General features: G+C 49.8%; 19 protein-coding genes, 1 pseudogene and 1 riboswitch. Of the genes and pseudogenes, 7 read left to right on the forward strand and 13 right to left on the reverse strand.

Annotation, left to right across the window (positions count from 1 at the left end):
* Positions 1 to 267: 267 nt before the first annotated feature.
* The 13 genes from cobD to C1H71_RS10550 form a co-directional block, all read right to left on the reverse strand.
* Positions 268 to 1,302: a threonine-phosphate decarboxylase CobD gene (gene cobD / locus C1H71_RS10490; RefSeq protein ID WP_188053196.1), complete on the reverse strand. Its 1,035-nt coding sequence runs from the start codon at positions 1,300 to 1,302 to the stop codon at positions 268 to 270.
* Positions 1,290 to 2,330 (reverse strand): CobD/CbiB family cobalamin biosynthesis protein, encoded by a 1,041-nt coding sequence (locus C1H71_RS10495; protein ID WP_130106507.1) that lies wholly within the window; start codon positions 2,328 to 2,330, stop codon positions 1,290 to 1,292. Before C1H71_RS10495 ends, cobD begins: the two co-directional genes overlap by 13 nt.
* Entirely contained in the window at positions 2,324 to 2,842 is a 519-nt protein-coding gene (gene cobU, locus C1H71_RS10500) for a bifunctional adenosylcobinamide kinase/adenosylcobinamide-phosphate guanylyltransferase (protein WP_130106508.1), read from the reverse strand. The genes C1H71_RS10495 and cobU overlap by 7 nt, the downstream gene beginning before the upstream one ends.
* Positions 2,839 to 4,716 carry a TonB-dependent receptor domain-containing protein gene (locus tag C1H71_RS10505; RefSeq protein WP_130106509.1) on the reverse strand — a complete coding sequence of 626 codons (1,878 nt, stop codon included), beginning with the start codon at positions 4,714 to 4,716 and terminating at the stop codon, positions 2,839 to 2,841. Before C1H71_RS10505 ends, cobU begins: the two co-directional genes overlap by 4 nt.
* Before the next feature lie 134 nt (positions 4,717 to 4,850).
* A riboswitch (cobalamin riboswitch) is annotated at positions 4,851 to 5,057 on the reverse strand.
* A 135-nt stretch (positions 5,058 to 5,192) separates the two neighbouring features.
* Positions 5,193 to 5,921: an amino acid ABC transporter ATP-binding protein gene (locus C1H71_RS10510; protein ID WP_130106510.1), complete on the reverse strand. Its 729-nt coding sequence runs from the start codon at positions 5,919 to 5,921 to the stop codon at positions 5,193 to 5,195.
* Positions 5,922 to 5,999: 78 nt separating this feature from the next.
* Entirely contained in the window at positions 6,000 to 6,665 is a 666-nt protein-coding gene (locus tag C1H71_RS10515) for an amino acid ABC transporter permease (protein ID WP_130106511.1), read from the reverse strand.
* A gap of 1 nt (position 6,666) precedes the next feature.
* A complete protein-coding gene (locus tag C1H71_RS10520; protein ID WP_130106512.1) occupies positions 6,667 to 7,413 on the reverse strand; it encodes an amino acid ABC transporter permease in 747 nt (248 codons plus the stop codon).
* 71 nt (positions 7,414 to 7,484) lie between these two features.
* Complete coding sequence (locus C1H71_RS10525; RefSeq protein ID WP_130106513.1) at positions 7,485 to 8,381, reverse strand: glutamate/aspartate ABC transporter substrate-binding protein; 897 nt, start codon at positions 8,379 to 8,381, stop codon at positions 7,485 to 7,487.
* A 138-nt stretch (positions 8,382 to 8,519) separates the two neighbouring features.
* Positions 8,520 to 9,260 (reverse strand): amino acid ABC transporter ATP-binding protein, encoded by a 741-nt coding sequence (locus C1H71_RS10530; RefSeq protein WP_130108194.1) that lies wholly within the window; start codon positions 9,258 to 9,260, stop codon positions 8,520 to 8,522.
* Between the two features lie 276 nt (positions 9,261 to 9,536).
* A complete protein-coding gene (gene rsmA / locus C1H71_RS10535; protein ID WP_130106514.1) occupies positions 9,537 to 10,337 on the reverse strand; it encodes a 16S rRNA (adenine(1518)-N(6)/adenine(1519)-N(6))-dimethyltransferase RsmA in 801 nt (266 codons plus the stop codon).
* Between the two features lie 123 nt (positions 10,338 to 10,460).
* Positions 10,461 to 11,447 carry a 4-hydroxythreonine-4-phosphate dehydrogenase PdxA gene (gene pdxA / locus C1H71_RS10540; RefSeq protein ID WP_130106515.1) on the reverse strand — a complete coding sequence of 329 codons (987 nt, stop codon included), beginning with the start codon at positions 11,445 to 11,447 and terminating at the stop codon, positions 10,461 to 10,463.
* Positions 11,440 to 12,732, reverse strand: coding sequence for a peptidylprolyl isomerase (locus C1H71_RS10545; RefSeq protein ID WP_130106516.1), 1,293 nt, complete (start codon positions 12,730 to 12,732; stop codon positions 11,440 to 11,442). Before C1H71_RS10545 ends, pdxA begins: the two co-directional genes overlap by 8 nt.
* 4 nt (positions 12,733 to 12,736) lie before the next feature.
* The gene (locus C1H71_RS10550; protein WP_130106517.1) at positions 12,737 to 14,896 is read right to left on the reverse strand and encodes an LPS-assembly protein LptD; all 2,160 of its coding nucleotides are present in this window, start codon (positions 14,894 to 14,896) and stop codon (positions 12,737 to 12,739) included.
* A gap of 59 nt (positions 14,897 to 14,955) precedes the next feature.
* On the opposite strand from C1H71_RS10550, the gene C1H71_RS10555 reads away from it, so the two are divergent.
* The 7 genes and pseudogenes from C1H71_RS10555 (at position 14,956) to C1H71_RS10585 (ending at position 22,406) form a co-directional block, all read left to right on the forward strand.
* On the forward strand, positions 14,956 to 15,948 hold the full coding sequence (locus tag C1H71_RS10555) for an aminoglycoside phosphotransferase family protein (RefSeq protein ID WP_130106518.1): 993 nt from the start codon (positions 14,956 to 14,958) through the stop codon (positions 15,946 to 15,948).
* Positions 15,948 to 16,639 (forward strand): annotated as a pseudogene (gene murU, locus C1H71_RS10560) (N-acetylmuramate alpha-1-phosphate uridylyltransferase MurU). Before C1H71_RS10555 ends, murU begins: the two are co-directional and overlap by 1 nt.
* Positions 16,640 to 16,865: 226 nt before the next feature.
* Complete coding sequence (locus C1H71_RS10565) at positions 16,866 to 17,396, forward strand: iron transporter (RefSeq protein WP_130106519.1); 531 nt, start codon at positions 16,866 to 16,868, stop codon at positions 17,394 to 17,396.
* 120 nt (positions 17,397 to 17,516) lie between these two features.
* On the forward strand, positions 17,517 to 17,837 hold the full coding sequence (locus tag C1H71_RS10570) for a cupredoxin domain-containing protein (RefSeq protein WP_130106520.1): 321 nt from the start codon (positions 17,517 to 17,519) through the stop codon (positions 17,835 to 17,837).
* A 419-nt stretch (positions 17,838 to 18,256) separates the two neighbouring features.
* A complete protein-coding gene (locus C1H71_RS10575) occupies positions 18,257 to 19,072 on the forward strand; it encodes an FTR1 family iron permease (protein WP_130106521.1) in 816 nt (271 codons plus the stop codon).
* Positions 19,021 to 20,436, forward strand: coding sequence for a 4Fe-4S binding protein (locus C1H71_RS10580; RefSeq protein WP_262488265.1), 1,416 nt, complete (start codon positions 19,021 to 19,023; stop codon positions 20,434 to 20,436). Before C1H71_RS10575 ends, C1H71_RS10580 begins: the two co-directional genes overlap by 52 nt.
* Positions 20,437 to 20,690: 254 nt before the next feature.
* On the forward strand, positions 20,691 to 22,406 hold the full coding sequence (locus C1H71_RS10585; RefSeq protein WP_262488266.1) for a PHA/PHB synthase family protein: 1,716 nt from the start codon (positions 20,691 to 20,693) through the stop codon (positions 22,404 to 22,406).
* Positions 22,407 to 22,844: the final 438 nt, after the last annotated feature.

Below are 22,844 nucleotides of genomic sequence, written 5' to 3' on the forward strand. Positions count from 1 at the left end.
GAAGGCCCCTAGGCTGCGGACAATCGAGTCGGCGGCGGGCGGGATTGGCTCGCTGCCTCGCTCCCAAGCGATCCCCCGCCCCGCTTGTTCCTCGCTACGGCGTGTTTCAAGGGGAGATTTAAGCCCCGTGCCACTAGTAGTGACATGAATACAGGATGCTGCTCACATTATTTTCCCGATTTTTAAACGTCGTCATTCCCGCGCGACTTTGGCGGGAATCCAGCTACGCTGCTGGATTCCCGATAAAAACATTCGGGAATGACGGGCTTAATTTCGGGAAGTGATTTCGTGCCATATCCTTAGCGCCGCCATCAGTCGAGTTTTAAATAAATTCTGCTGATATTCAGCCACCGGCCCAAAGCGCAGGCCCTGGTGATTGTTTTGATCGAACAGGCGGCACCATATTTTTTGTTTGGCGAGTTGGTGATGCAGTGCTTTGGCGTTAGGCGTCGGGCACCAGTGCAGCAGGGGCAGGCTGCCGCTGGGGGCTAAACCTGCCTCGCTGAGCGTGTCTATCATCCATTCCTGATTAGCGAGTAGGCGCTGTTGCTGCGCGGCTTGCCAAGTCTTATCACTTAAGGCGATTTGCCCTGCCCATAGTGCTGGGCCGCTGATATGCCAAGGGCCAAGGGCTCGATTTATTTCTTCTAAAAGCCGCTTTTCACAGGCGATAAAGCCTAGACGAATGCCCGCTAGGCCAAAGAATTTACCGATGGAGCGCAGAATAATCAGCCCGGTTTTGCCCGCCTGTGGCAGCAGGCTGGCTGCGGGGGCGCAATCGGCAAAGGCTTCGTCAACAATCAACCATCCATCCTGTTGAGCAAGTTTTTCGTGCCAATCGAGTAAGGCGGCGGCGCTGATTTGCTGGCCGCTGGGGTTGTTTGGGTTGACCACGATCAGTACATCAATGGCGCTGCTTTCTAAGTATTCATCTACTTGTTCACTGCTGATTGCGCTGACCTCATGCCCAGCCTGCTGCCATTGCCAATGATGCTCAGCATAAGTTGGGCTGATGATGGCAACGCGGCATGCAGGGCGTAGTTTGGGTAGCAGGGCGATGCCGACTTGGCTACCTGCCAGCGCTAGCAGTTGCTCGCAGCCGTAATACTTTTGCGCCGAAAGCAGCAGTGCTTGATCCTGGTCGGGTAGGCGCTGCCAGATGTGATCGGGCACGGCAGGCAAGGGATAGGCCCAGGGGGCAATGCCGCTGGAGCAATCGATCCAGTCGGCTAAATCTCCGCTAAAGGCCGCCACTGCGCGTTGTAGATCGCCGCCGTGTTGGGGCTGATTTATAGCAACCACAATGCGCCTCCTAATAAAAGAGCGATCCACAGGGCCAGCGTTTTTTGCACCAGCACAATGCCGCGCGGCAAATCATGGGCGGTTGGCACGGGGCCGCAGCCCAGCTGTGGGCGGGAATGAATTTCGCCGTGATACGTTGCCTCGCCGCCTAAAGAAACTTGCAAAGCGCCAGCGCCGCTTGCCATTACGGGGCCGGCATTGGGGCTATCCCAAAGTGGCGCTTGGTTTTGCCAGCAGGAAAACCCGCTGCGGCTATGGCCGAGTAGGACGTAGCTGAGTGCGGTGAGGCGGGCTGGGATAAAGTTGAGTACATCGTCGGCCCGCGCTGCAATGCGGCCAAAGTGAAATAAGCGTACGGTTTTATAGCCCCACATGGCGTCCAGCGTATTGGCCAGCCGGTGCAGCAGCACGCCATAGCCACCAAAAAGTGCAAAGAAAAACAGGCTGGCAAAAATCGCATCTGCGCCGTTTTCTAAGGTGGATTCAAGGCCCGCTTTGGCAATGCCTGTTTCGTCTAATTCTGTGCAATTGCGGCTGACAATACGGCTAAGGGCCAACCGAGCTGTGATTAAGTCGCCCGTGCTTAATGGCCTAGCGATGGCCCGAACATGCTCAAACAGGCTGCGCGCGCCAAGTGCAAACCACAGTGCCAAAGCATCGGCCCACCAGCCTGTGAAATTTTTTAGTAAGGCAAAGGCGGCCAGCGATGCGCTTATAAGCAAGAGCCACGCCAGCGCTCCGCGCAAGATATTTAAGGCCTCCCAAAGCTTCGTCATTCCCGCGAAGGCGGGAATCCAGCGACTTTGCTTGATCCCCGATAAAAACATTCGGGGATGACGGTTTTCTGGGATATTTCGACAAGTTGTTGCATGTAATTTTTCTGACAGATTAAAACGCCGCTCCAGCCAAGACGCTAGCCAGCCAAAGCCCACCAGCGGATGAAAGCGCTTAGGCTCGCCCAAGCATAGCTCTAGCAGCAGGCCAAGGGCGAAGGCGAATAGCCAGTGAGATGGGTTCAGATTCAACATCCGCTGCGCTTCACCGGCATAGGGATTCCGGCGACCACCAGCGTAACGTTTGCAGCTTGCTTGGCGATATCCTGATGCAAGCGGCCAGCCTCATCGCGGAATAATCTAGCCAAGGCATTATCAGGAACAATGCCAAAGCCCACTTCATTACTCACCAATAAAAGCGTACCGCGATGTGCGGCAGCGGCAGCTATAAAGGCCTGCTTTTCTTGCGCCCAGCCTGCCAGATCATCCAGACAAAGCCAGTTAGAAACCCACAGCGTGAGGCAGTCAATCACACAAAATTGATCTTGGCTTTGTGCGAGTGCCGTGGCGAGTTGCAATGGCGCTTCCAGCGTTTGCCAATGCGCGGGGCGCTCGGCCTTGTGCTGCAGGATGCGATCCCGCATCTCCGCATCAAATGCCTGAGCGGTTGCCAGCCAAAACACTGGCCCGTCATAGGCCAGTGCTTTGGCCAGCGCGTAGCTGCTTTTGCCGCTACGCGCCCCACCTAGAATAAGCTCGGTACTCAATGTTGCCAGCGCAGATTCAGCATGGCATTACGGCCCAGTGTGCCGTAATCTTTTATCAGCTCGTATTTGGTGTCAAATACATTGTTGATGCGGGCTTGCATCGACCATGTTGGATTGATTTTCCAGCTTGCCGAAAGATTAGTCAGGGCATAGCCTGCTAATTCTTTCTTATTGGCAGCATCATCAAAGCGCTTGCTTTGCGCCTGTACTTCGGCGCGCAGCGTCCAGGCATCCAGAGTGATGCCTGCATAGACTTGGCCAGAGTATTTGGCTCGGTGGGCTAATTCATTACCTTTGTTGGCACCATTCGATTCATCGCTGCCTTTTAGATAATCGTAGCTCAAGCCTGCCTGCATCTCGTTTGCCTTCCAATCGGTCGTGAGCGTTACGCCTTGCATTTCGGCTAGTGCTACATTACTTGGGATCCGTCTGTCTGGATTAGTGAGTGTTGGCGCCGATGCCCATTGGATTAAGTTTGAGACACGGTTTTTGTACACAGTTAAAGATGAACTGAGCTCTTTGCCATTAAAGCGCACAAACATTTCCTTATTTATTGATTGTTCAGGCAATAGATTTGGGTTGCCTGAGTTGGGCCAATATAAATCATTAAATGTTGGCGCTTTAAATGCAGTACCAAAGCTGGTACCTACTTGCCAAGCATCACTTAGCTCTAAAGAAAATGCGGCGCTGCCGGTGTTTTTACGCCCAGACAAGGAGTTGTCATCGCTGCGTGCATTGAATTGCATAGAGAAAATATTGAAGCGGCCCAAATAGCCTGCTTGCAAGCTATTAATTCTGCGTTGATCCTGATCGTATTTTTGATCGCCGCTTACTTTTTGCTCTAAAGTTTCTGCGCCCAGCTGGAATGTACCTGCACGGGTATCAAAATCATTCATCCATGACCATTGGGTTTGGGTGGTCTGGATTTTGGATGTTTTATCGGTGTAGTCGTTAAAGGCTTTGGGCGTGAAGTTTTTATTTTCATCGATGCTATAGCCAAATTTGAGCATGCTGCTCCAATTGGGCATCAGTTGATTTTTAGTCCAAATATTAGCGCTGCCATTTTTGCTTTCTTCTCGGTAGTCATAGCTTTGTGCCAAAGGTCTGTCATTGGCATCGCTGACTGAGCTGTCGTACTGATTTTTGCCCCATGCTTGCAGCAGGCTTGCCCCTAATTCATTCTCTTCATTGATTTTGTGTCTTACAGATAAAGCCACGCTATTGTTTTCATAGCCATCGTTATCATCGTAAAAGCTCGAGTTTTGACGATTTGTAATGGCATTTATCCCCTCCGTTTTGAAATGAGCCACGCTCAATGTATAGCGGGTATCTTCGTTACCACCTGAAATACCGGCATTGGCATCCACCGTATTATTGCTGCCATAGCCAATCTCAATGCTAGGGTGGAAACCTTTCTGGCCTGGCTTGGTAAAGATTTGAATCACGCCACCAATCGCATCTGAGCCATACATGCTGGCCGCTGGGCCGCGCAAAATTTCAATACGATCGATCTGTGCAAGGGGTATGTGTTGCAGCGCTGCGCTGCCTGATGTGGCAGAGCCAAAACGAATACCATCAATCAGCACCAAAGTATGTTTTGAGCTATTGCCTCGGATAAATATGCTGCTACTTTTTCCTGCGCCACCATTGCTGGAGATTTGCACACCCGGCTGGCGAGCGAGTAATTCTGGCAGGCTGATTGCACCTGCTGTTTCAATGGCTTTTTGATCAATGACGGTTACATCGCCGATGACTTCTTTGGCGGCTTGTGGTAAGCGGGCTGCGGTAGTAACAACGGCGGGTAGTTGAATCGTCTCAGCTTGTGCACAGATGCTGGCGATTAAAAGGCTTAATGGGGCGATACGAAATAGCATGACTCTCTCCTGAGTGCCACACCCGCTGTGTGGCGATGATAGCAGCAGGGGGAGCAGGAGATGATGCACGGCCAAAGCGCGATGAATCTCACCCGCTTCGTGCACCCTGCCGCGCGTTGGTTGCTTTTGCTGAGTGTCAGCAAAGGTCTAAGGCCGGTCTCCGGGCTTGCAAGAGTCACTATCGATTTGGAAAAACCGATAGATCAATACACCGCCTTCCCATCTTATTTAGACAGTGGCTGTAGGTGTATTTACGCTTGCTTACCGTTGCAGGGGCAGCACAGGATTTAAACCTGTTTCCCGTTTCACTCGTGTTGAGCACCTTGTAAAGGCGGGATTGTATACCTCCTTGTCATTCCTTGCCTTTCGGTTCTAAGTCATATTTATTTAGGCATTGGTAAGTATTTGAAATATGGGCAAGCACGGCAAAAAAAACGCCAAGCATAGAGCGTGGCGTTGTTTGGAGCAAGCTGCGTTTAGTGCTGCAAAATCTTGGATAAGAATAGTTGCGCACGCTCGGAGCGGGTTTGGTTAAAGAATTCGTCCTTGCTGGCGTCTTCCACAATATGGCCTTGATCCATAAAGATCACCCGTGTGGCCACTTTACGGGCAAAGCCCATTTCGTGGGTTACGCACATCATGGTCATCCCTTCTTGAGCTAGCTCTACCATCACATCCAATACTTCATTGACCATTTCTGGGTCAAGTGCGGAGGTTGGCTCATCAAACAGCATGGCTATCGGGTCCATTGCGAGCGCGCGGGCGATGGCTACGCGCTGCTGCTGGCCGCCAGAAAGTTGGCCTGGATATTTACTGGCTTGGGCTTTGAGGCCAACACGCTCAAGCAGTTTTAGGCCTTTTTCCATCGCTTCATCCATGCTGCGGCCGAGTACGCGTTGCTGAGCAAGGCAGAGATTATCTGTGATGGATAAGTGTGGGAACAGCTCAAAGTTTTGAAAAACCATGCCAACTTTAGAGCGTAATTTTGGTAAATCAGTTTTAGGATCGCCCACTGAGGTGTCGCCAATCAGAATCTTGCCTGACTGAAATGGCTCTAAGCCGTTAACACACTTAATGAGCGTAGATTTGCCTGAGCCAGAAGGCCCGCAAACTACAATGACTTCACCTTTTTTTACTTCGGTGCTGCAGTCGGTTAGCACTTGAAAGCTACCGTACCATTTATTGATGTTCTGAATTGAAATCATACTGCTAACCTCTTTTGCAAACGGTGCTGAAGCATGGCGTCAGCGAGTGTATGGGTAACGCTACCGTTTTACCGGTAATCATACTGCAAGTTTTTTCTGCAAACGCTTCACAATCATGGATGCACTAAAGCTAATCAGGAAGTAAACCGCACCAGCAAGTAGTAAGAATTCATGCGGCTGGCCAACAATATCGCCTTTAGAGCGGGCGGTATTGAGAAAATCCATCAGGCCGACGGCATAAACCAAGGATGTATCTTGAAACAAGATAATGCTTTGCATCAAGAGTAAAGGCATCATTTTGCGAAAGGCTTGCGGCAAAATAATTAAGCGCATTGCTTGGCTGTAAGTCATTCCCAAGGCGTAGGCTGCATTGGCTTGGCCTTTTGATATCGATTGAATTCCTGCCCGTACAATTTCGCAGTAATAAGCGGCTTCAAACATCATAAATGCGATTAAGCAGGAGGTAAACGCACCAATTGGCGTGGGCCTTCCAGTAATCCAGCCAATAATAAAGGGCACCATAAAGTAAAACCAAGTGATGACCAGAAGGAGTGGGATGGAGCGGAAATAATTAACATAAAAACCAGCCAGTTTGGATAAAACTGGATTACTCGACATACGTGCCAGAGCCAACAAAGTGCCTAAGGCTACACCTCCTAAAACGGCAAAAAAAAGCAGCTCTAGCGTGAGGATCATGCCTTCAACAAGGCCTGGCAGGGCTGGAACGATATTTGATAAATCCATTTTATTTTCCTCCCAGCGACATCAGGCCAGGCACGCTGGTTTTCTTTTCTACCCAGCGCATAAACACCATTAAGCTCATATTGAGTGTGAAATAAATAATGGTGGCAAGGGTAAATGCTTCAAACAAATTAGCGGTAAATTCAGCCGTTTGTTTGGTTTGTGCCAGTAATTCCATCAGCCCAATTAAGGAGGCAACGGATGAATTTTTAAACACGTTTAAGAATTCTGACGTGAGTGGTGGAATAATAATACGAAACGCTTGCGGCAATAACACGTGGCGATAAGTCTGAGCAATATTTAAACCCAGTGCATATCCTGCATTAACTTGCCCTTTAGGGAGTGCTTGAATGCCGGTGCGAACCTGCTCACAAACCCGTGCCGAGGTAAATAAGCCTAAACAAACAACCACGCTGATAAAGGCGGATGTGGATGGTTTAATATCTTGTTTAAACCAAATTTGCAGTGATTCAGGTAGAAAGTCTGGTACTAAGAAATACCAAATAAACAATTGTACAAGCAGCGGAATATTACGGAACAGCTCTACATAGGCGCTGGCAATACCAGAAATCCAGCGATTTGGCAGCGTGCGTGCTACGCCCATTACTGTGCCTAAAATCAGCGCAATAATCCACGCGGATAAAGCCAGTGCAAGTGTCCAGCCAAGACCAGAAACAAACCAATCTAAATAAACTTCACTACCGATACCGGTGGGCTTAAAAAAAACGCCCCAATCCCAGTTGTAATTCATACGCTGTCTCCGAAGGAATCAGGGAGGCCCTAAAGCCTCCCTGATGTTTTTGGCTAAATAAAACCGGCCTTTTACATCTGTTCTGCGGATTTATCTGTTGGGTTGGCGATCAATTTTTTCAGATCTTCGCTCATTGGGAAATTAAGATTTAAGTTTTTTGGCGGAATGGGTTGGGTAAACCAGCGCGCATAAACGGCTTTGATTCGGCCGCTCTTATAAAGATCAACGATGGACTCATCAACCAGTTTTTTAAACTGTGGATCATCTTTACGTAGCATGCAGCCATAGATTTCATTGGATTGGGCGGTGCCTACAATCGCCCAATCTGTTGGTGATTTTGCTTTAGCAATTTCACCTGCCAACAGCGCATCGTCCATCATAAAGGCCGCTGCACGGTTTGATTCCAGCATCAGGAAGGATTCACCGTGATCCTTAGCACTGATGATATTCATATTCATTTTCTTTTCTTCATTCATCTTTTTAATTAGACGTTCTGAAGTAGTACCTGCGGTGGTTACCACATTCTTACCCGCTAAATCAGTGAATTCTTTAATGCCGGTTTTTTTATTGGTTAGTAAGCGCGTGCCAATTTCAAAAATCCCATTAGAGAAGGCAACTTGCTTTTGGCGTTCTACATTATTAGTTGTGGAGCCACATTCCAAATCAACCGTACCATTTTGTACTAATGGAATACGGGTTTGTGAAGTCACTAGGTTATAGCGAACTTCAATAAATGGCATATTGAGTTTTTTCTTGATGGCTTCTGCAATGTGATTTGCTACTTCAACCGAGTACCCAATTGGGCGTTGGCTATTGTCTAGATAGGAGAAGGGAATGGATGAGTCGCGATGGCCTAGCACCAACGTTTTTGTTTCTTTAATCTTTTTTAAAGTACCGGTTAATTCTTCAGCTTGCGCTGTTGCGGTAAAAAGAGTAGCTACAGCCAAAACAAGCAACAATTTCTTCATGAGTGTTCTCCATCAATAGCGGGGATCTGTATTGTTTTCAGTATAGGCATGCTGAAAGAATATGACCTGTGGGGATACTCCCTAGTGTTTCAAACAAAACGGCCCACATGGGGCCGTTTTTATTATGACTTACAAATATTACTGCTGCATAGGCGCTAAAATCTGACGTAGAAATTGTTTAGCCCTGTCGTGCTGCGGGTTGGTAAAGAAGGTTTCTGGATGAGCATCTTCTAAAACCACGCCTTGATCGAGGAATAATACGCGGTCTGCCACTTCGCGGGCAAAGCCCATTTCGTGGGTCACTACCATCATCGTCATGCCAGATTCGGCCAAAGTTTTCATCACTTGCAATACTTCACCGATCATTTCTGGATCAAGTGCAGAGGTAGGCTCGTCAAACAGCATGACTTTGGGGTTCATGGCGAGTCCACGGGCAATCGCCACCCGTTGCTGCTGCCCACCCGATAAATTAGATGGATAGGCGTCTTTTTTATCCGAAAGGCCCACGCGTTCGAGTAGGGTGAGTGCCTGTGCCTCGGCGTCAGCCTTGCTCATGCCTTTTACTTGAATTGGGGCAAGCGTGATGTTTTCTAGCACAGATAAATGTGGGTAGAGATTAAAGTGCTGAAATACAAATCCAACTTCGGCACGTAGCTTATTGATATCGGTTTTAGGGCTAGTGACTTGTACATCACCAACCCAGATTTCGCCATCGTTGATGGGCTCTAGTTGATTGATCGTGCGAATAAGGGTGGATTTACCTGAGCCAGATGGGCCGCAAACCACGACGACCTCGCCTTGTTTCACTTCTAGGCTGATATTTTTGAGCACGTGGTGGTCACGGCCATACCATTTATTTACATGATTAAATTTGATCATCGGCTTGGATTGGGTCATGGCAAGAGGCCTGATTCTGTTAAATATGAGGTGGTGTTGGCTAGGCGGGGAAACCCTAGCAGCCTGTCGGACTTAAGACTGATCTACTACGGAAAAGCCGGATTTGGCCATATTTCACGCATTTTCTCGTTGAATAGCCAGCTATTCGCCTCAAAAACCCACGAAATCTGTCTCAAACCGGTCTTTCCCTCGCTACGATCGCTTAAGTCCGACAGACCCTAGGCCGATGTTTGGGGCGAGTTAAACCCGCCTTACAATTTATCGGCCCGCTGCAATTAGGTAGTTGCTGAGCGCTACGTATTGCGCAAGCGTCACGTTTTCAGGGCGGCAGCTTGGAGGAATCGCAAGGGCTTCTAGCTCGGCATCGGTGGCAATGCCTTTTACGTTGTTGCGTAGGGTTTTTCGGCGCTGACCAAAGCTTTGCGCCACCAATTTTTGCAGGTGCTCATAGCTGCTAGCCATACTTGGCAGCTCAGCCCAAGGCACCATACGCACGATGGATGAATCAACTTTGGGTGGAGGGAAGAAGGCTTCTGGTGGCACGTCGAATACGCGTTCCATATTAAAACGGTACTGCAACATAATGCTAAGGCGGCCATAGTCGGAGGTGGAAGGCTCTGCCACCATGCGATCAACGACTTCTTTTTGCAGCATAAAATGCATGTCAAAAATAGATTCACCGAAGCTAGCCAGATGAAACAGTAGTGGGGTGGAAATATTGTAAGGCAAGTTGCCGATCAGGCGGATTTTGCTACCAAGGGCGATTTCTGCCGCTAAAGCACCAAAGTCAAAGTTCAGCGCATCCACATTGTGGATAACTAGTTTTTCTGGGGAAAACTTTTCTGATAAATGCGCCACGATATCGCGGTCGATTTCCACTACATGTAGGGTATCGGTGCGATCCATTAGTGGCATGGTGAGTGCGGCAAGGCCGGGGCCAATCTCAACCAGTACATCGCCTTTTTTTGGGCTGACGGAGTTGATGATGTCGTTGATTACGCTTTGGTCTTGTAAAAAATTTTGCCCGAAACGTTTACGGGGAATATGTGAAGAAGCCATTAATTAGTTCCAGCAGCGCTCAAATCATAAAACGTGAACGCATAGTTTGGTGGGTTTGGCGGGATAAGCCGCCGAAGTAAAAGCATGAGGGGTGGTTTTAGCCGCCCAATAAAATAATAATATTTAGCCTTGGCTGGCTGTTGCCAGCTCGATCGCCAACTGGGTGGCGGCGATTAAGCTGCCTGCATCGGCACTGCCTTTGCCAGCTAAATCAAGGGCTGTGCCATGATCGACTGAGGTGCGAATTATCGGTAGGCCAAGAGTGATATTGATGCCAGACCCAAAGCTCGCGTATTTGAGTACGGGTAGCCCTTGATCGTGGTACATCGCCAGCACGGCATCGCCAGAGGCGAGGATATTACGATTAAATAGGGTATCTGCGGGTAATGGCCCGATTAGCGTCATGCCCTCAAGCCTTAGCGCTTCCAATACTGGAGAGATGATTTCTATCTCTTCCATGCCTAAATGCCCAGATTCACCCGCATGCGGATTGAGCCCCGCCACAATAATACGCGGCTTAGCGATGCCAAATTTAGTTTGTAGATCGCTATGCAAAATACGCAATGTGGTGCTGAGCGATTCGGCGGTGATGGCGGCGGCCACGTCTTTAAGCGGTAAATGCGAGGTGGCGAGTGCTACGCGCATCTCGCTACAGGCCAACATCATCACTACTTGAGGGGTGTGGCATAGCTCGGCAAGGTACTCGGTATGGCCATAGAAAAAACGCCCCAAGGCAGCGCCTTCATTGATCACCCCTTTGTGAATAGGGGCGGTCGCTATAGCGGCAAATTCACCACTTAGGCAGCCAGAGCTGGCTCTATCCAGAATATCCAGTACATAGCGAGCATTCCCCAGATTGAGTTGGCCTGCGTGGCATTCTGTGCGCAGTGGAATGTGTAAAACACAGACTGCTGCCTTGCTATCTGGCGAGTAATCTGGCCAGTTGGCGGCGATATGGCACTGATTTGCTCTTTGCTGGAGTAGATCTTTATCGCAAAGAATCACCAGCTGGCAAGCAAGTGGCGCGCCAGCTGCCAGCATGGCGGAGATTTCTGGGCCAATACCAGCGGGCTCGCCGCTGGTAATAGCAATGCGTAAGGGCTTACTCATCCTTTAAACGAAGATCCACAAAGGCACGGTCGCGTTGCTGGCGGATCCAGTCTTCAAATTGTTCTTCGCTCTTGCGCTGTTTTAATTCATTTCGCACACGGAAACGCTCACGCTCTACGGTCATGTCTTTAGAACGGCGTTCCAACACTTGAATGATATGCAAGCCAAACGGGGATTGAATCACGCCGCTGGTTTCATTGGGCTTGAGTGCATTCATCGCGCTTTCAAACTCTGGCACGGTTTCGCCTGGGGTGAGCCAGCCTAAATCGCCGCCCTTGCTGGCGCTGCCATCATCGGAATAGAGGCGGGCGAGCTCTTCAAACTTGCTGCCGTTTTTTAGGCGATCGACTAGCTGGTTTAGGCGCTGGCGTGCGTCGTTTTCAGAAACAAGTTCATTGGTGCGAATCAAGATGTGCCGCGCGTGCGTTTGCTCCACAATTGTTTTTTGTTCTTGGCTGCGTTTTTCTAACAGCTTCACAATATGAAAGCCGCCTGGGCTGCGCACTAAGTCGGTGATTTCACCCGGTTTTAATTTTTCTAGTAGCTGGGTAAAGGCTGGAGGTAGTGAGCCTGCCGCGCGCCAGCCTAAGTTACCACCACTGGTGGCATCCGGTGCGCTAGAGTAAACCGCCGCGATGGAGGCAAAATCTTTACCTGATTCAATTTCTTTGACTGCAGCGAGTGCACGGGTGCGCTTGGCAGCAATTTGCTCAGGGCTCGCGTTTTCTGGTAGTGGAATTAAAATATGCGCTAAGCGAAATTCTTGCTGCTCTTTGCCGTGATTCAGTTTGAGGTATTCGTCGATTTCGCTGTCACCGATAACAATACGGTTATCGATTTCGCGCTCTCTTAAGCGGCTAAGGGTGATTTCACGGCGAATATCTTCGCGGAATGATTTCCAGCTTGTGCCTTGTTTGGCCAGTGTTTCACGAAACTGGGGCAAGGACATTTTGTTTTGCTCAGCCATACGGCCAATCGCACGTTCTAGTTGGCTATCATCAATACGAATGCCGATTTGGTCGGCGTATTGAACTTGTACCAGCTCTAAAATCATCCGATCTAAAACCTGCTGTTTCAGCACGCTAGGCGAGGGTGGCGTGATTTGTTGGCTGGCCATGTTTTTTTGAATACTGCTAATCCGCGCATCCAATTCTTGCTGGGTAATCGCACTTTTATTGACTACGGCAACAATACGGTCAATGGTTTGAATGGATGCCGAGGCAATATGGGCGGTGCCAATCAGGGCAACGAGCGCTAAAGCGCGGGAAACGTGGCGCAGCTTCATATAATCAGTAGACCTTGCTGTAGGTATCGGTGTAGCCGGGAATAGTTTGGCGAAGCACATCGATTGGATTGCTGCCTAAACCACCTAGCCCGCCCAATTCGAGTAGGGCAAAGAAATTGGTGTTGAATGTACCGTCATTGGTAATGTAGCGTTGGGCAGCAAAACGTAAGGCCCAGCAGCCCGCATTATATTCAACTCCGCCTAGAGTTTCCAAAGCCTTGTTGTCACGTAGGGAATAGTTGGCACGGCCAATGGCATACCATCCACCCCCAAGTGGCCATTGGCCGGAGAAATCCAGTTGCTCAATATTGCTATTACTATTGAGTACATAGCGCATATTGAGAGCACGGAAAGCACCTGGGCTCCAGCCAAAATTCACATCGGAGCGAATCGTGCGGTTGTCTTTGGCGTTGTATTGCAGGCTATAACCCACCATAAAATCACGCCAAACTTGGCCGCTTACCGAAAGTAATAAATCTGAAGTGGTCGTCTCATCTAGCCGGCCAGGCGCATCTAAGGTGACTTTTTGATCGGTAAAATAAAAACGCTGGCCTATGGTGGCTCGAACCCGCTCAATCCCTGTGGAGGATTCATAGAGCCGAGATGAAACGGCTAAAGTCAGTTGATTTGCATCGTTAATGCGATCGTTACCCGAAAACTGGTTTTCCGAAAACATCTGCGCAAATGAAAAATCAGTAATGGCCGAGTCAAAGTTAGGGAGCTTAGATTGGTCCCTATAAGGCACATAGGCATAGTAAGCGCGTGGCTCTAAGGTTTGCGTATAGTCCTCGCCCCATAGTTGGTTTTCTTTTTCAAAATACAGGCCGCTATCAACGCTAAAAATTGGCACAACGCGGTTTTCTGTGCTGTCGAGCTGATCGTTGCCATTGGCGCGTAATTGATAACTCGTTGCGTGCACGCTAACCTTGGGTTTAATAAATCCATAAGAATTATTAAACGGCATGCTTATTTCAGGCTTGGCCCAAACGCGGGTACCATTGATTTTGGTCGAGTGATTAAACTCGGTAGCTTCCCCTGCAATACTAAGCTGCAGGCCAGGTATCCACTCCGGATTGGCCGAAAACCCCAGTTGCGGCACGCGGGCGTAAGGCTCATCAACTGGATTGGTGGTGCTTTGGATGGTCTGGAAACGCTGCCAGCGACCAAATGCCTGCCAGTTGTCGCCGCGATAACTCAGCACGGCTTCACGCGGTAAATTGGTTTGAGAGGCTACACTTAAGCGGTCACCAAAATCATTAAAGTAATCGTCATCTGATACTTTTTGTAGATTTAAATTCAACGTTAGGCGATCAGTTAGCGCGTGCTGGTGCTGAAATACAATACTGCTGCGATCAGAGCCAGAGACGTCATCATTGCTCAGCCCTTCCACTCTTAATGTGCCAGCGTAATCAGGCTGCATATAGCGGAAATCGCCGCCCAGCATCACCCCACGGCGCGACATATAGCGCGGCGTGAGCGTGAAATCGTAATTGGGCGCGATATTCCAGTAAAGCGGCGTGGAAAACTCAAAACCATTACGGTTATTGGTGCTAAATGAGGGCGCTAAAAAGCCGGTTTGCCGATTGCTATTGAGTGGAAAATTCATCCACGGCATATACATAATTGGCGCGCCTTTGAATTCTAACCACGCATTGTGGGCAACGCCCTTATTGGTGGTGTAATCCAGCTCTAGCTCATTCGCGTGTAAAAACCACGCATTATCCCCAGGTTGGCAAGTGGTAAAACGGCCATCTGATAGGCGATATTTATCGTCGCCTTCAAATAATAATTTTACGGCATCACCACGGCCTAAGCCTTGCGCCATTGCGTAATCAGGCTGGGTTAGCGAGCCATGCTTGCTATCAAGCAAGTAATCAAGCTGATTACCTTTAAGCACGTCTCCTTGGCGCGTCATTTTGACTTGATCGCCCGCAGTGACGCGATTGGTCTTTTGATCGAATTTGGCCCATTCAGCGTTTACATCAAGATCGCCTCGGTGGAATTGAACATTGCCTTTGGCCTCAGTCTGCCCTTGGGCTGTGCCGACGACGTTGTCGGCCTCGACTTGAATAGGCAGAGGCTCGGCCGAATGCGCCATTGCACAATAGAGTGCCGTGGCGATAACGGTAAGACGAAAATGAAATGGTATGTGGGGCGCGGACATGCGGCCATCAGGAGCTGATAGAATCCGCAGATTCTACTGCATTGCTGGCACTTACGACTATGACTAGAACAGATTCACTCAATTGCTGGTTGACCGAAACCATGGGCGAGGCTCCGCTTTCCTTAGAAACGGCCGCTGTTGACGCGAGCGTTCGCTTTTATTGGCGCGCTATTTTTAGCGATCGTAGCCTGATTATTATGGATGCTTTGCCCGATGTTTTTGATTGTCAGCCTTTCTTGCAACAGCAGCAACGCCTTGCCACTGCTGGCTTGCCGGTGCCTGCTGTGCTGGCGCAAAACCTAGAACAAGGCTGGGTACTGCTGGAGGACTTAGGCTATCAAACGCTTGCCAGTTTGATCGATGCGGATAATGCCGCCAATTATTACCGCCAAGCGATTGCGCTACTGGTGAAAATGCAGGTCAACACCCCTAGCACCGGATTGGTACCATTTGATGGTGCGTTTATGCAACGCGAAATGGATATTTGCCGTGAATGGTATTTTGGCCATCAGTATGGCGTGGTGCTGGAAGGTAAGGATTTGGCGGTTTGGGAGCGCAGCTGTGCGCTGATTGTAGCGAACAATCTGAGTCAACCGACCTTATTTATGCACCGCGATTTTCATTCCAGAAATTTAATGGTGCAAGACGCTGTGCTGCGTCTGATTGACTTTCAGGATGCGGTACTTGGCCCTATTACTTACGATTTAGTTTCGCTACTGAAAGACGCTTATCTCGCTTGGGATGAGAGCTTTGTGCTCGATTTGGCTATTCGCTACTGGGAGCAAGCCCGTGCTGCCGGCCTGCCGGTGCACGAAGACTTTGGCGATTTTTACCGCGCTTTTGAATGGCAAGGCTTACAGCGCCACCTCAAAATTCTGGGCTTGTTTGCCAGACTAAAAGCGCGTGATGGTAAAGAGCAGTATCAGGCGGATATCCCCCGCGTATTTGAATATGTACGCAAAGTTTGCCTGCGTTACAGCGAGCTAACGCCGCTGGGCCGCTTACTTTTAAACCTGCATGGCGAGCCTGTTGCAACCGGGTTCACCTTCTGATGAGGGCCATGATTCTTGCTGCAGGGCGCGGCGAGCGCATGCGCCCCTCACCGATACCTGTCCTAAGCCGCTGTTAGAAGTTGGAGGCACGCCATTAATTGGCTGGCATTTACGCCGCCTTGCTGAGGCAGGGATTACCGATGTAGTGATCAACCACGCTTGGCTGGGGGCCATGATAGAAGAGCGCTTAGGGGACGGCAGCTGCTACGGCGTAAATATTCGGTATTCAGCCGAAGAAACCGCGCTGGAAACAGCGGGCGGGATTGCCAACGCTTTGCCGCTATTGGGGGATGAGCCGTTTGCCGTGATCAATGGGGATATTTTTACTGATTATGACTTTGCTAGTTTGCCAACGATTGCTCAAAACCTAGGTGAAAACTTAGGGCATTTAGTCATGGTAAAAAAAGCGGATTACCCTACTGGCCGTGATTTAACGATTAATGCCCATGGCAAGGCAAAGCGGTGCGAAGAGGGTGATCAGGCCATGACGTTTGCAGGTGTGGCAGTTTATCGCCCTGCGTTTTTTGCAGATATCGCAGCAGGGCAAGCCGCAGCACTGCTTCCTTCGTTTCTGCGCAGTATGGAGAAATCGCAGCTGCAGGCTGAGTCATTTTCTGGGCTGTGGCTGGATGTGGGGACGGTAGAAAGGCTGAATCAGCTAGATGCCATGCTTAAGGCGGGGTTGGCCTAACGGATACTCCCGCCCCGTGTATTTAATTTAGCCTTGCTTACGGGGCGTTACCGGGCTGTAATCGCTGTGCGTTTTTGTGGTTTAGATTAAAAAAACGTAGTTACCCACTTACATCGTAAATAGAACCTTTTTAAGTTAGTACAATAGGAATAAGATTGATAGTGGTTCGTATTCAAGGATGGATACGACATATATCGCTGTTTTTCCTTAGTATAAAGGTGTGTTTATGAAATATCTGGTCCCTGCGATTGCGCTGGCACTCTCTGCTCAAGCCTACGCTGCTGAATATCCAATTGGTAAGCCGACGATTAAAAATGGTATGGAGCTGGCGGCGGTTTATCTGCAGCCGGTCAAAATGGAACCGGATGGCATGATGCGTAAGGCGGAAGCTTCGGATATCCACCTTGAAGCCGACATCCACGCCGCCAAAGGCAATCCTAATGGTTTTGGTGAAGGCGAATGGATGCCGTATTTATTGATTAAGTACGAGCTACAAAAAGTGGGCAGCAAGAATGTCATCAAGGGCGATTTTATGGCCATGGTGGCGAGCGATGGCCCGCATTATGGCGACAATATCAAGCTGGAAGGCCCTGGCAAATACAAGCTGAAATACACCATTTTGCCGCCATCCGAAAACCCACACGCGCACTTTGGTCGCCATGTGGATAAGGAAACCGGCGTTGCGCCTTGGTTTAAGCCTTTTGATTTGAACTATGAATTTACCTATGCCGGAACAGGCAAGAAGGGTGGTTATTAATATCGCCTGATCAAGGCCCTCAGCTTTGCCGCCGACTGATGCTCAGTCCAACAGGCTGCTGGCTGGGGGCTTTGTGCTTTCTTGTGGTTTAAATATTGTTGGTTTATTGGATGGGGTTTTATGCGACGTATTGTGGTGGCTTTATTAAGCACATGCAGCTTAATGGCGAGTGCGGATGATTTACTGACTTTTAGGGTGGAGCTCAATGATGGCAAGGTCACGCCAACGCGCATCGAAGCGCCAGCCAAAACTAAATTTAAGCTGATTTTAGTGAATAAGGGTAAGTCACCTGCCGAATTTGAAAGCCTGCCGCTGCGCAAAGAAAAAGTCCTCGCCCCCGGCGTGGAATCTTTTGTGGTGATTCAAGGCGCATCGGCTGGCGAATATATTTTCTTTGATGATTTCCACCCGCAGGCGCGGGGCGTGATTGTGGTGAAGTAAGGGGGCTTTATTTTAGTGCCTTCGGCACGTTGATTTAGGTGCGGGATCCCCGCGAAGTATGTGATTTCTGCTTCGCCAAGAAAGTAAGCAAAGAAGGCGACCCCACGAAGCACAAAGGCCCCTCCGCTGCGGACAATCGGGTCGGCGGCGGGCGGGATTGGCTCGTTCCTCGCTCCCTTGCCGAAATCCCGCCCCGCTTGTTCCTCGTGTCGCGGCTTCAAGGGGGGGTAAAGCCCTATGTCACGATAGAGGTAAAACTAGAGGTTACTTAAGGGTTTGAGGATGCTCAAAACCTTAGAAAAACGTCTTAATTCAAAGCCTGTCTTTCTCCGTGAAACTCCGTGTTCTCTGTGTCCTCCGTGGTTCAAGATTTAGGTTTTTGTCTTATATGTTGTTGCAATTTTTAAAGGTTAAAGACTATGGAACAAGTCGCATTTATTGTCTGGCGTGAAAGCGTAGAGGCGCTGCTGGTAGTGGGGATTTTATACGCTTGGCTGCGTGCCAATCCGGTGGCGGGAAAGCGTGGCATGGCTTACCTCTGGGGTGGTGTGGGCCTCGGTTTGGTGCTGTCGGGCTTGCTGGCGCTGACTTTATTGGGCGTTTCTAGCTGGCTGGATGATACGGCGCAGGAGTATTTTCAGGCCGCAATGCCGCTCGTGGCCGCTGCGCTGATAGTGCAGATGGTGGTGTGGATGCGTAAAAATGGTCGCAGTCTTAAGCGTGAATTAGAAGGTGGCCTTGCCAGTAATGCGGCAGAGAAAAACTGGTGGGGCTTGTTGTTTTTAGTGGCGCTCGCGGTGGCGCGTGAAGGCAGTGAAACCGTGGTATTTTTATACGGCAGTGTGGCAGGCAGTAGTAATGGCGGAGCGTTAGCACTGGCGGGTTTAGGCGGCTTTGTGGCTGCGCTGGCGACATTTCAGCTCTTGCAATTGGGCGGTAAATATATTTCTTGGCGCTGGTTTTTTAAGGTAACCGAAATCTTGCTGCTGCTCTTGGCCGGCGCGATGTTGAACTCCGGCGTAGAGCATTTGATTGGTATGGATGTTTTGCCAGCGATTATTGATCCGCTTTGGGATAGCTCGGCTTGGCTAGATGAAAGTATGGGTATCGGCAAATTGCTGGCTGATTTTGCAGGCTATCGCTCGCATCCCGCTTTATCTTTGCTGGTGATTTGGAGTGGTTATTGGATTGCAAGCACTTGGCTGCTGCGCCGCGTGAGTCGTACAGGGCAATGACTATTTTGAATTCGCGTACCGCTCAGTTCGGCAATTTTTTACGGGACCACGCTCATTGGCTGCGCAAGCTGCAATGGGTGGTGGTTTTCTTCTATTTATTTTTGCTGATTATTCCTACTTTGGTCAGCCTGCCTGATGAAAGCGCGCGGGTTTTTAATCATCTGGTGATCTTTGCACAGTTTGCATTTTGGGGAATCTGGTGGCCGTTTGTACTGATCTCCATGCTGCTGATGGGCCGTGTTTGGTGTGGCTGGTTCTGCCCAGAAGGAATGCTGACAGAATGGGCCAGTGAGCGCGGGCGCAATCATCCGATTCCTCGCTGGATGCGCTGGCAGGGTTGGCCCTTTGTGGCTTTCGCCTGTACCACCGTCTACGGCCAGCTGCTGAGTGTCTACCAATATCCCTTGGCTGCGATGTTGGTATTGGGTGGCTCAACCGTGGCGGCGGTGGGCGTAGGCTATTGGTATGGGCGCAGCAAGCGGGTGTGGTGCCGCTATCTTTGCCCTGTGAATGGCGTGTTTAATTTGTTGGCAAAGCTGGCTCCTTGGCATTACAAGGTGGACGTGGATGCTTGGAAAGCGCCGCAGCAGAAGGTGATTCCAGTTAACTGTGCACCCTTGGTGCCTATGCGCAATATGCAGGGCGCAACTGAATGCCATATGTGCGGGCGTTGCAGCGATTATCGCGGTGCAATTACTTTGAGCGTGCGCTCGCCTGAAGCTGAAATTACCCAGTTTTCCAAAGGCAGTGGCTGGGAAACGGTGCTGATTTTATTTGGCCTGATGGGGCTTGCCGTTGGTGCTTTTCAGTGGACGGCCAGCCCGTGGCTGGTGGATGCCAAGCAGATGATGGCCGAGTGGCTGGTGAATCGCGAGATCTTCTGGCCACTGCAAGACAATGCGCCTTGGTGGATTCTGACGCATTACCCCGAGGTGAACGATAGCTTCTCTTGGCTAGATGGTGGCCTGATCGTGGCCTATATCGGCTGTAGCATGTTGTTTCTGGGCGGTAGTCTTTATCTGTGCTTAAAACTGGCTGATTGGATGTTGCCTAAGCGTGATGCTTTAAGCGTGCATAAGCTGACGCAATCCTTTATCCCTGCCGCAGCCTGTGGTGTGTTCTTGGGCTTGTCGGCACTGACGGTTAATTTACTAAAGCATGAAGGCGTGGCAACCGCTTGGGCACCTGCGGTAAGAGCGGTTCTTTTGAGCTTGGCGCTATTGTGGTCGCTCAGATTGTTTTGGCGCTTGGCTAGTCAGCGCACCATGCAATGGTGGCCGCGTTTAGGTGCGTTGGCATTGGCCAGCTTAGGCTTGGCTGTATACGGCTGGGCTTGGGTGTTGTTGTTTTTTGTATGGGCTTAGGCTCGAAATTGCATCATTAATAAGATCGTCATCCCCGAGTGTATTTACCGGGGATCCAGCAGAGCCACTGGATTCCCGACAGAGGCTCTTGGGAATGACGGGCATGGCATGTGTCAGGCTGGCGGAGGCGAGCTTTCATCAAAGCATGGGTATGCATGCTTTTAGCTTAAAAAAACAGCTGGTTGTTTGATCTTACACATTGAGTTCTGCTGCAGCGCAACCTAAGCTAGAGGAACGATCTCAAGGGGATGGCAATGTCTGAGTTAACGTTTTTTACTGAACAATCAAAGCGCTACGCCGATTTACAGCATAAATTAAGACAATCGACCGATCCCTTTGGCTTGATGGCAAGTTCCGTGAAAGCGCAGCAAGCATGGTTACAAAATCCACACGCCTTATCTAATGTCTTGTTTCGTTATGTGAATGATGTAACGAAGTGGCAAAACTTTATGGCTCGGCGTTTCTGGGGCGAGGCAGATAGCGATGTTTTCCCGCCTCACCCAGAAGACGTGCGCTTTGCCGACCCAATCTGGAGCGACAGCCCCTATTGGGATGGTATTAAAGAATGGTATTTGCTGAATACCCATTGGTTGCAAGATGCGCTATACGCTACGCCAGATATGGGCGAGCACGAGCGTAACCGCAGTGCATTTTGGCTGAGGCAAGTGCTTAACGCAGCGGCCCCAACTAACTTTTTGCTGACTAATCCTGTAGCGATTGCCAGAGCATTAAGCACCAATGGCGAAAGCCTCGTTGCAGGCTATAAAAACTTTAAGGCAGACAAAGCGCGTGGCGATATCAGCATGACCGATATGAACGCGTTTAAAGTGGGTGAAAATCTGGCGACGACCGCAGGCTCGGTAGTGTATCGCGGGCGTTTGCTTGAAGTGCTGCATTACGAAGCGACTACGCCTACGGTGCATAGCGTGCCGCTGGTGCTGGTCTCCCCATGGATTAATAAGTATTACATCCTCGATATTAACGAGAAAAAAAGCTTGGTGAAGTATCTGGTTGACCAAGGTTTCTCGGTGTTTATCACCAGCTGGAAAAACCCCGATAGCAGCATGCGCGATGTGGCTTTCGATGATTATCTAAGCGATGGTGTAGCGCAAATTATTAAAGTGGCACAAGAAATCAGCGGCAGCGAGCAGGTGCATTTGCTTGGCTATTGCCTTGGTGGCACGCTGGCTGCGACGTACCTTGCTTGGGCAAATCGGCAGATGCCTGGCAAAGTGCCAGTGGTTTCCGCAACCTTACTCACTACGCTCACCGATTTTGAATACCCCGGCGATATCGAAGTCTTTTTGGATGAAGAAGGCCTTGATTTTATTGATAGCGTGATGGAGAAAAAAGGCTATCTGGACGGCAAAGATATGGCCGCCTCATTCAGAATGCTGCGCTCTAATAGCCTGATTTGGAATTACTGGGTTGATAATTATTTGCTAGGCCAAACGCCAAGTGAATTCGATGTTTTATATTGGAATATGGATTCCACCCGTATGCCAATGAAAATGCACCGCACCTATTTGCGCGAATTATATTGGAAAAACAAACTCGTTCAGCCCGATGCTTTAGAGCTAGCAGGGCAAAAAATCGACTTAGGCCAAATCAAACAGCCGCTGTTTATGGTGAGCGCAGAAGAAGACCACATTGCACCTTGGCGGCAAACCTACACCTTGGCTGATCGCAGCGGCGGTGATGTCACGTTTACCCTCTCTACATCGGGCCATATTATCGGCATCGTCAATCCACCTAGCCCCACATCCAAACGCAGCTACTGGCAAGGCGTGCCCAAAGCGGGTGAAAGCGCCGAAAACTTTTTAGCGCGGCAAAAAAAGGTAGCAGGCTCTTGGTGGCCCAATTGGGTAGAGTGGCTTAAGCCGCAGTGCGGCGAGCAAGTCAAACCTAAGTTATCTAGTCGTGTTCATCCACAACAAGGGGCGGCCCCGGGGACTTATGTTTTGGAGTAGTGGCTTAAAACCTAAATCTTGAACCACTTCGTCTTCAGAGGATACGGTGGTTCACGGAGAAAAACAGGTTTTGACTTAAGAATTTTTGAATCATAAAAGTCTGGATTCATATCGCAGCTCATGGCACGGGGCTTAAATCACCCCTTGAAGCCGCGACACGAGGAATAAGCGGCACGGGGTTTCGGAAAAGGGGTAGCGAGCTTGCTCCCGAGCAGCCTTTTTCGCCGAGCCGATTATCCGCAGCGAGGGGCTTTCGTGTTTTTGAGGTTGCGGTTTTGCTTCCTTTCTTGGCCGTTTAAGAAAGGAAGTCCCACGCGGGGGATTCCCGCTCCTAAATCAACGTGCCGAAGGCACTAAAAAGAGGGGCGCTACGTAACACCAGTTAAGCAAAAACCACTACGGGTTTTAATTTATTCTAAGGCGGGCGAAAGCCCGCCT

It is taken from the genome of Iodobacter fluviatilis (genome assembly GCF_004194535.1).
Taxonomy (GTDB): Bacteria; Pseudomonadota; Gammaproteobacteria; order Burkholderiales; family Chitinibacteraceae; genus Iodobacter; species Iodobacter fluviatilis_A.

Bases quoted from the DNA above. Each gene is read 5' to 3' on its own strand.
- C1H71_RS10495 (WP_130106507.1), bottom strand. From the start codon at position 2,330: ATGTTGAATCTGAACCCATCTCACTGGCTATTCGCCTTCGCCCTTGGC.
- C1H71_RS10505 (WP_130106509.1), bottom strand. From the start codon at position 4,716: ATGCTATTTCGTATCGCCCCATTAAGCCTTTTAATCGCCAGCATCTGT.
- C1H71_RS10510 (WP_130106510.1), bottom strand. From the start codon at position 5,921: ATGATTTCAATTCAGAACATCAATAAATGGTACGGTAGCTTTCAAGTG.
- C1H71_RS10515 (WP_130106511.1), bottom strand. From the start codon at position 6,665: ATGGATTTATCAAATATCGTTCCAGCCCTGCCAGGCCTTGTTGAAGGC.
- C1H71_RS10520 (WP_130106512.1), bottom strand. From the start codon at position 7,413: ATGAATTACAACTGGGATTGGGGCGTTTTTTTTAAGCCCACCGGTATC.
- C1H71_RS10525 (WP_130106513.1), bottom strand. From the start codon at position 8,381: ATGAAGAAATTGTTGCTTGTTTTGGCTGTAGCTACTCTTTTTACCGCA.
- C1H71_RS10530 (WP_130108194.1), bottom strand. From the start codon at position 9,260: ATGATCAAATTTAATCATGTAAATAAATGGTATGGCCGTGACCACCAC.
- rsmA (WP_130106514.1), bottom strand. From the start codon at position 10,337: ATGGCTTCTTCACATATTCCCCGTAAACGTTTCGGGCAAAATTTTTTA.
- pdxA (WP_130106515.1), bottom strand. From the start codon at position 11,447: ATGAGTAAGCCCTTACGCATTGCTATTACCAGCGGCGAGCCCGCTGGT.
- C1H71_RS10545 (WP_130106516.1), bottom strand. From the start codon at position 12,732: ATGAAGCTGCGCCACGTTTCCCGCGCTTTAGCGCTCGTTGCCCTGATT.
- C1H71_RS10550 (WP_130106517.1), bottom strand. From the start codon at position 14,896: ATGTCCGCGCCCCACATACCATTTCATTTTCGTCTTACCGTTATCGCC.
- C1H71_RS10555 (WP_130106518.1), top strand. From the start codon at position 14,956: ATGACTAGAACAGATTCACTCAATTGCTGGTTGACCGAAACCATGGGC.
- C1H71_RS10565 (WP_130106519.1), top strand. From the start codon at position 16,866: ATGAAATATCTGGTCCCTGCGATTGCGCTGGCACTCTCTGCTCAAGCC.
- C1H71_RS10570 (WP_130106520.1), top strand. From the start codon at position 17,517: ATGCGACGTATTGTGGTGGCTTTATTAAGCACATGCAGCTTAATGGCG.
- C1H71_RS10575 (WP_130106521.1), top strand. From the start codon at position 18,257: ATGGAACAAGTCGCATTTATTGTCTGGCGTGAAAGCGTAGAGGCGCTG.
- C1H71_RS10585 (WP_262488266.1), top strand. From the start codon at position 20,691: ATGTCTGAGTTAACGTTTTTTACTGAACAATCAAAGCGCTACGCCGAT.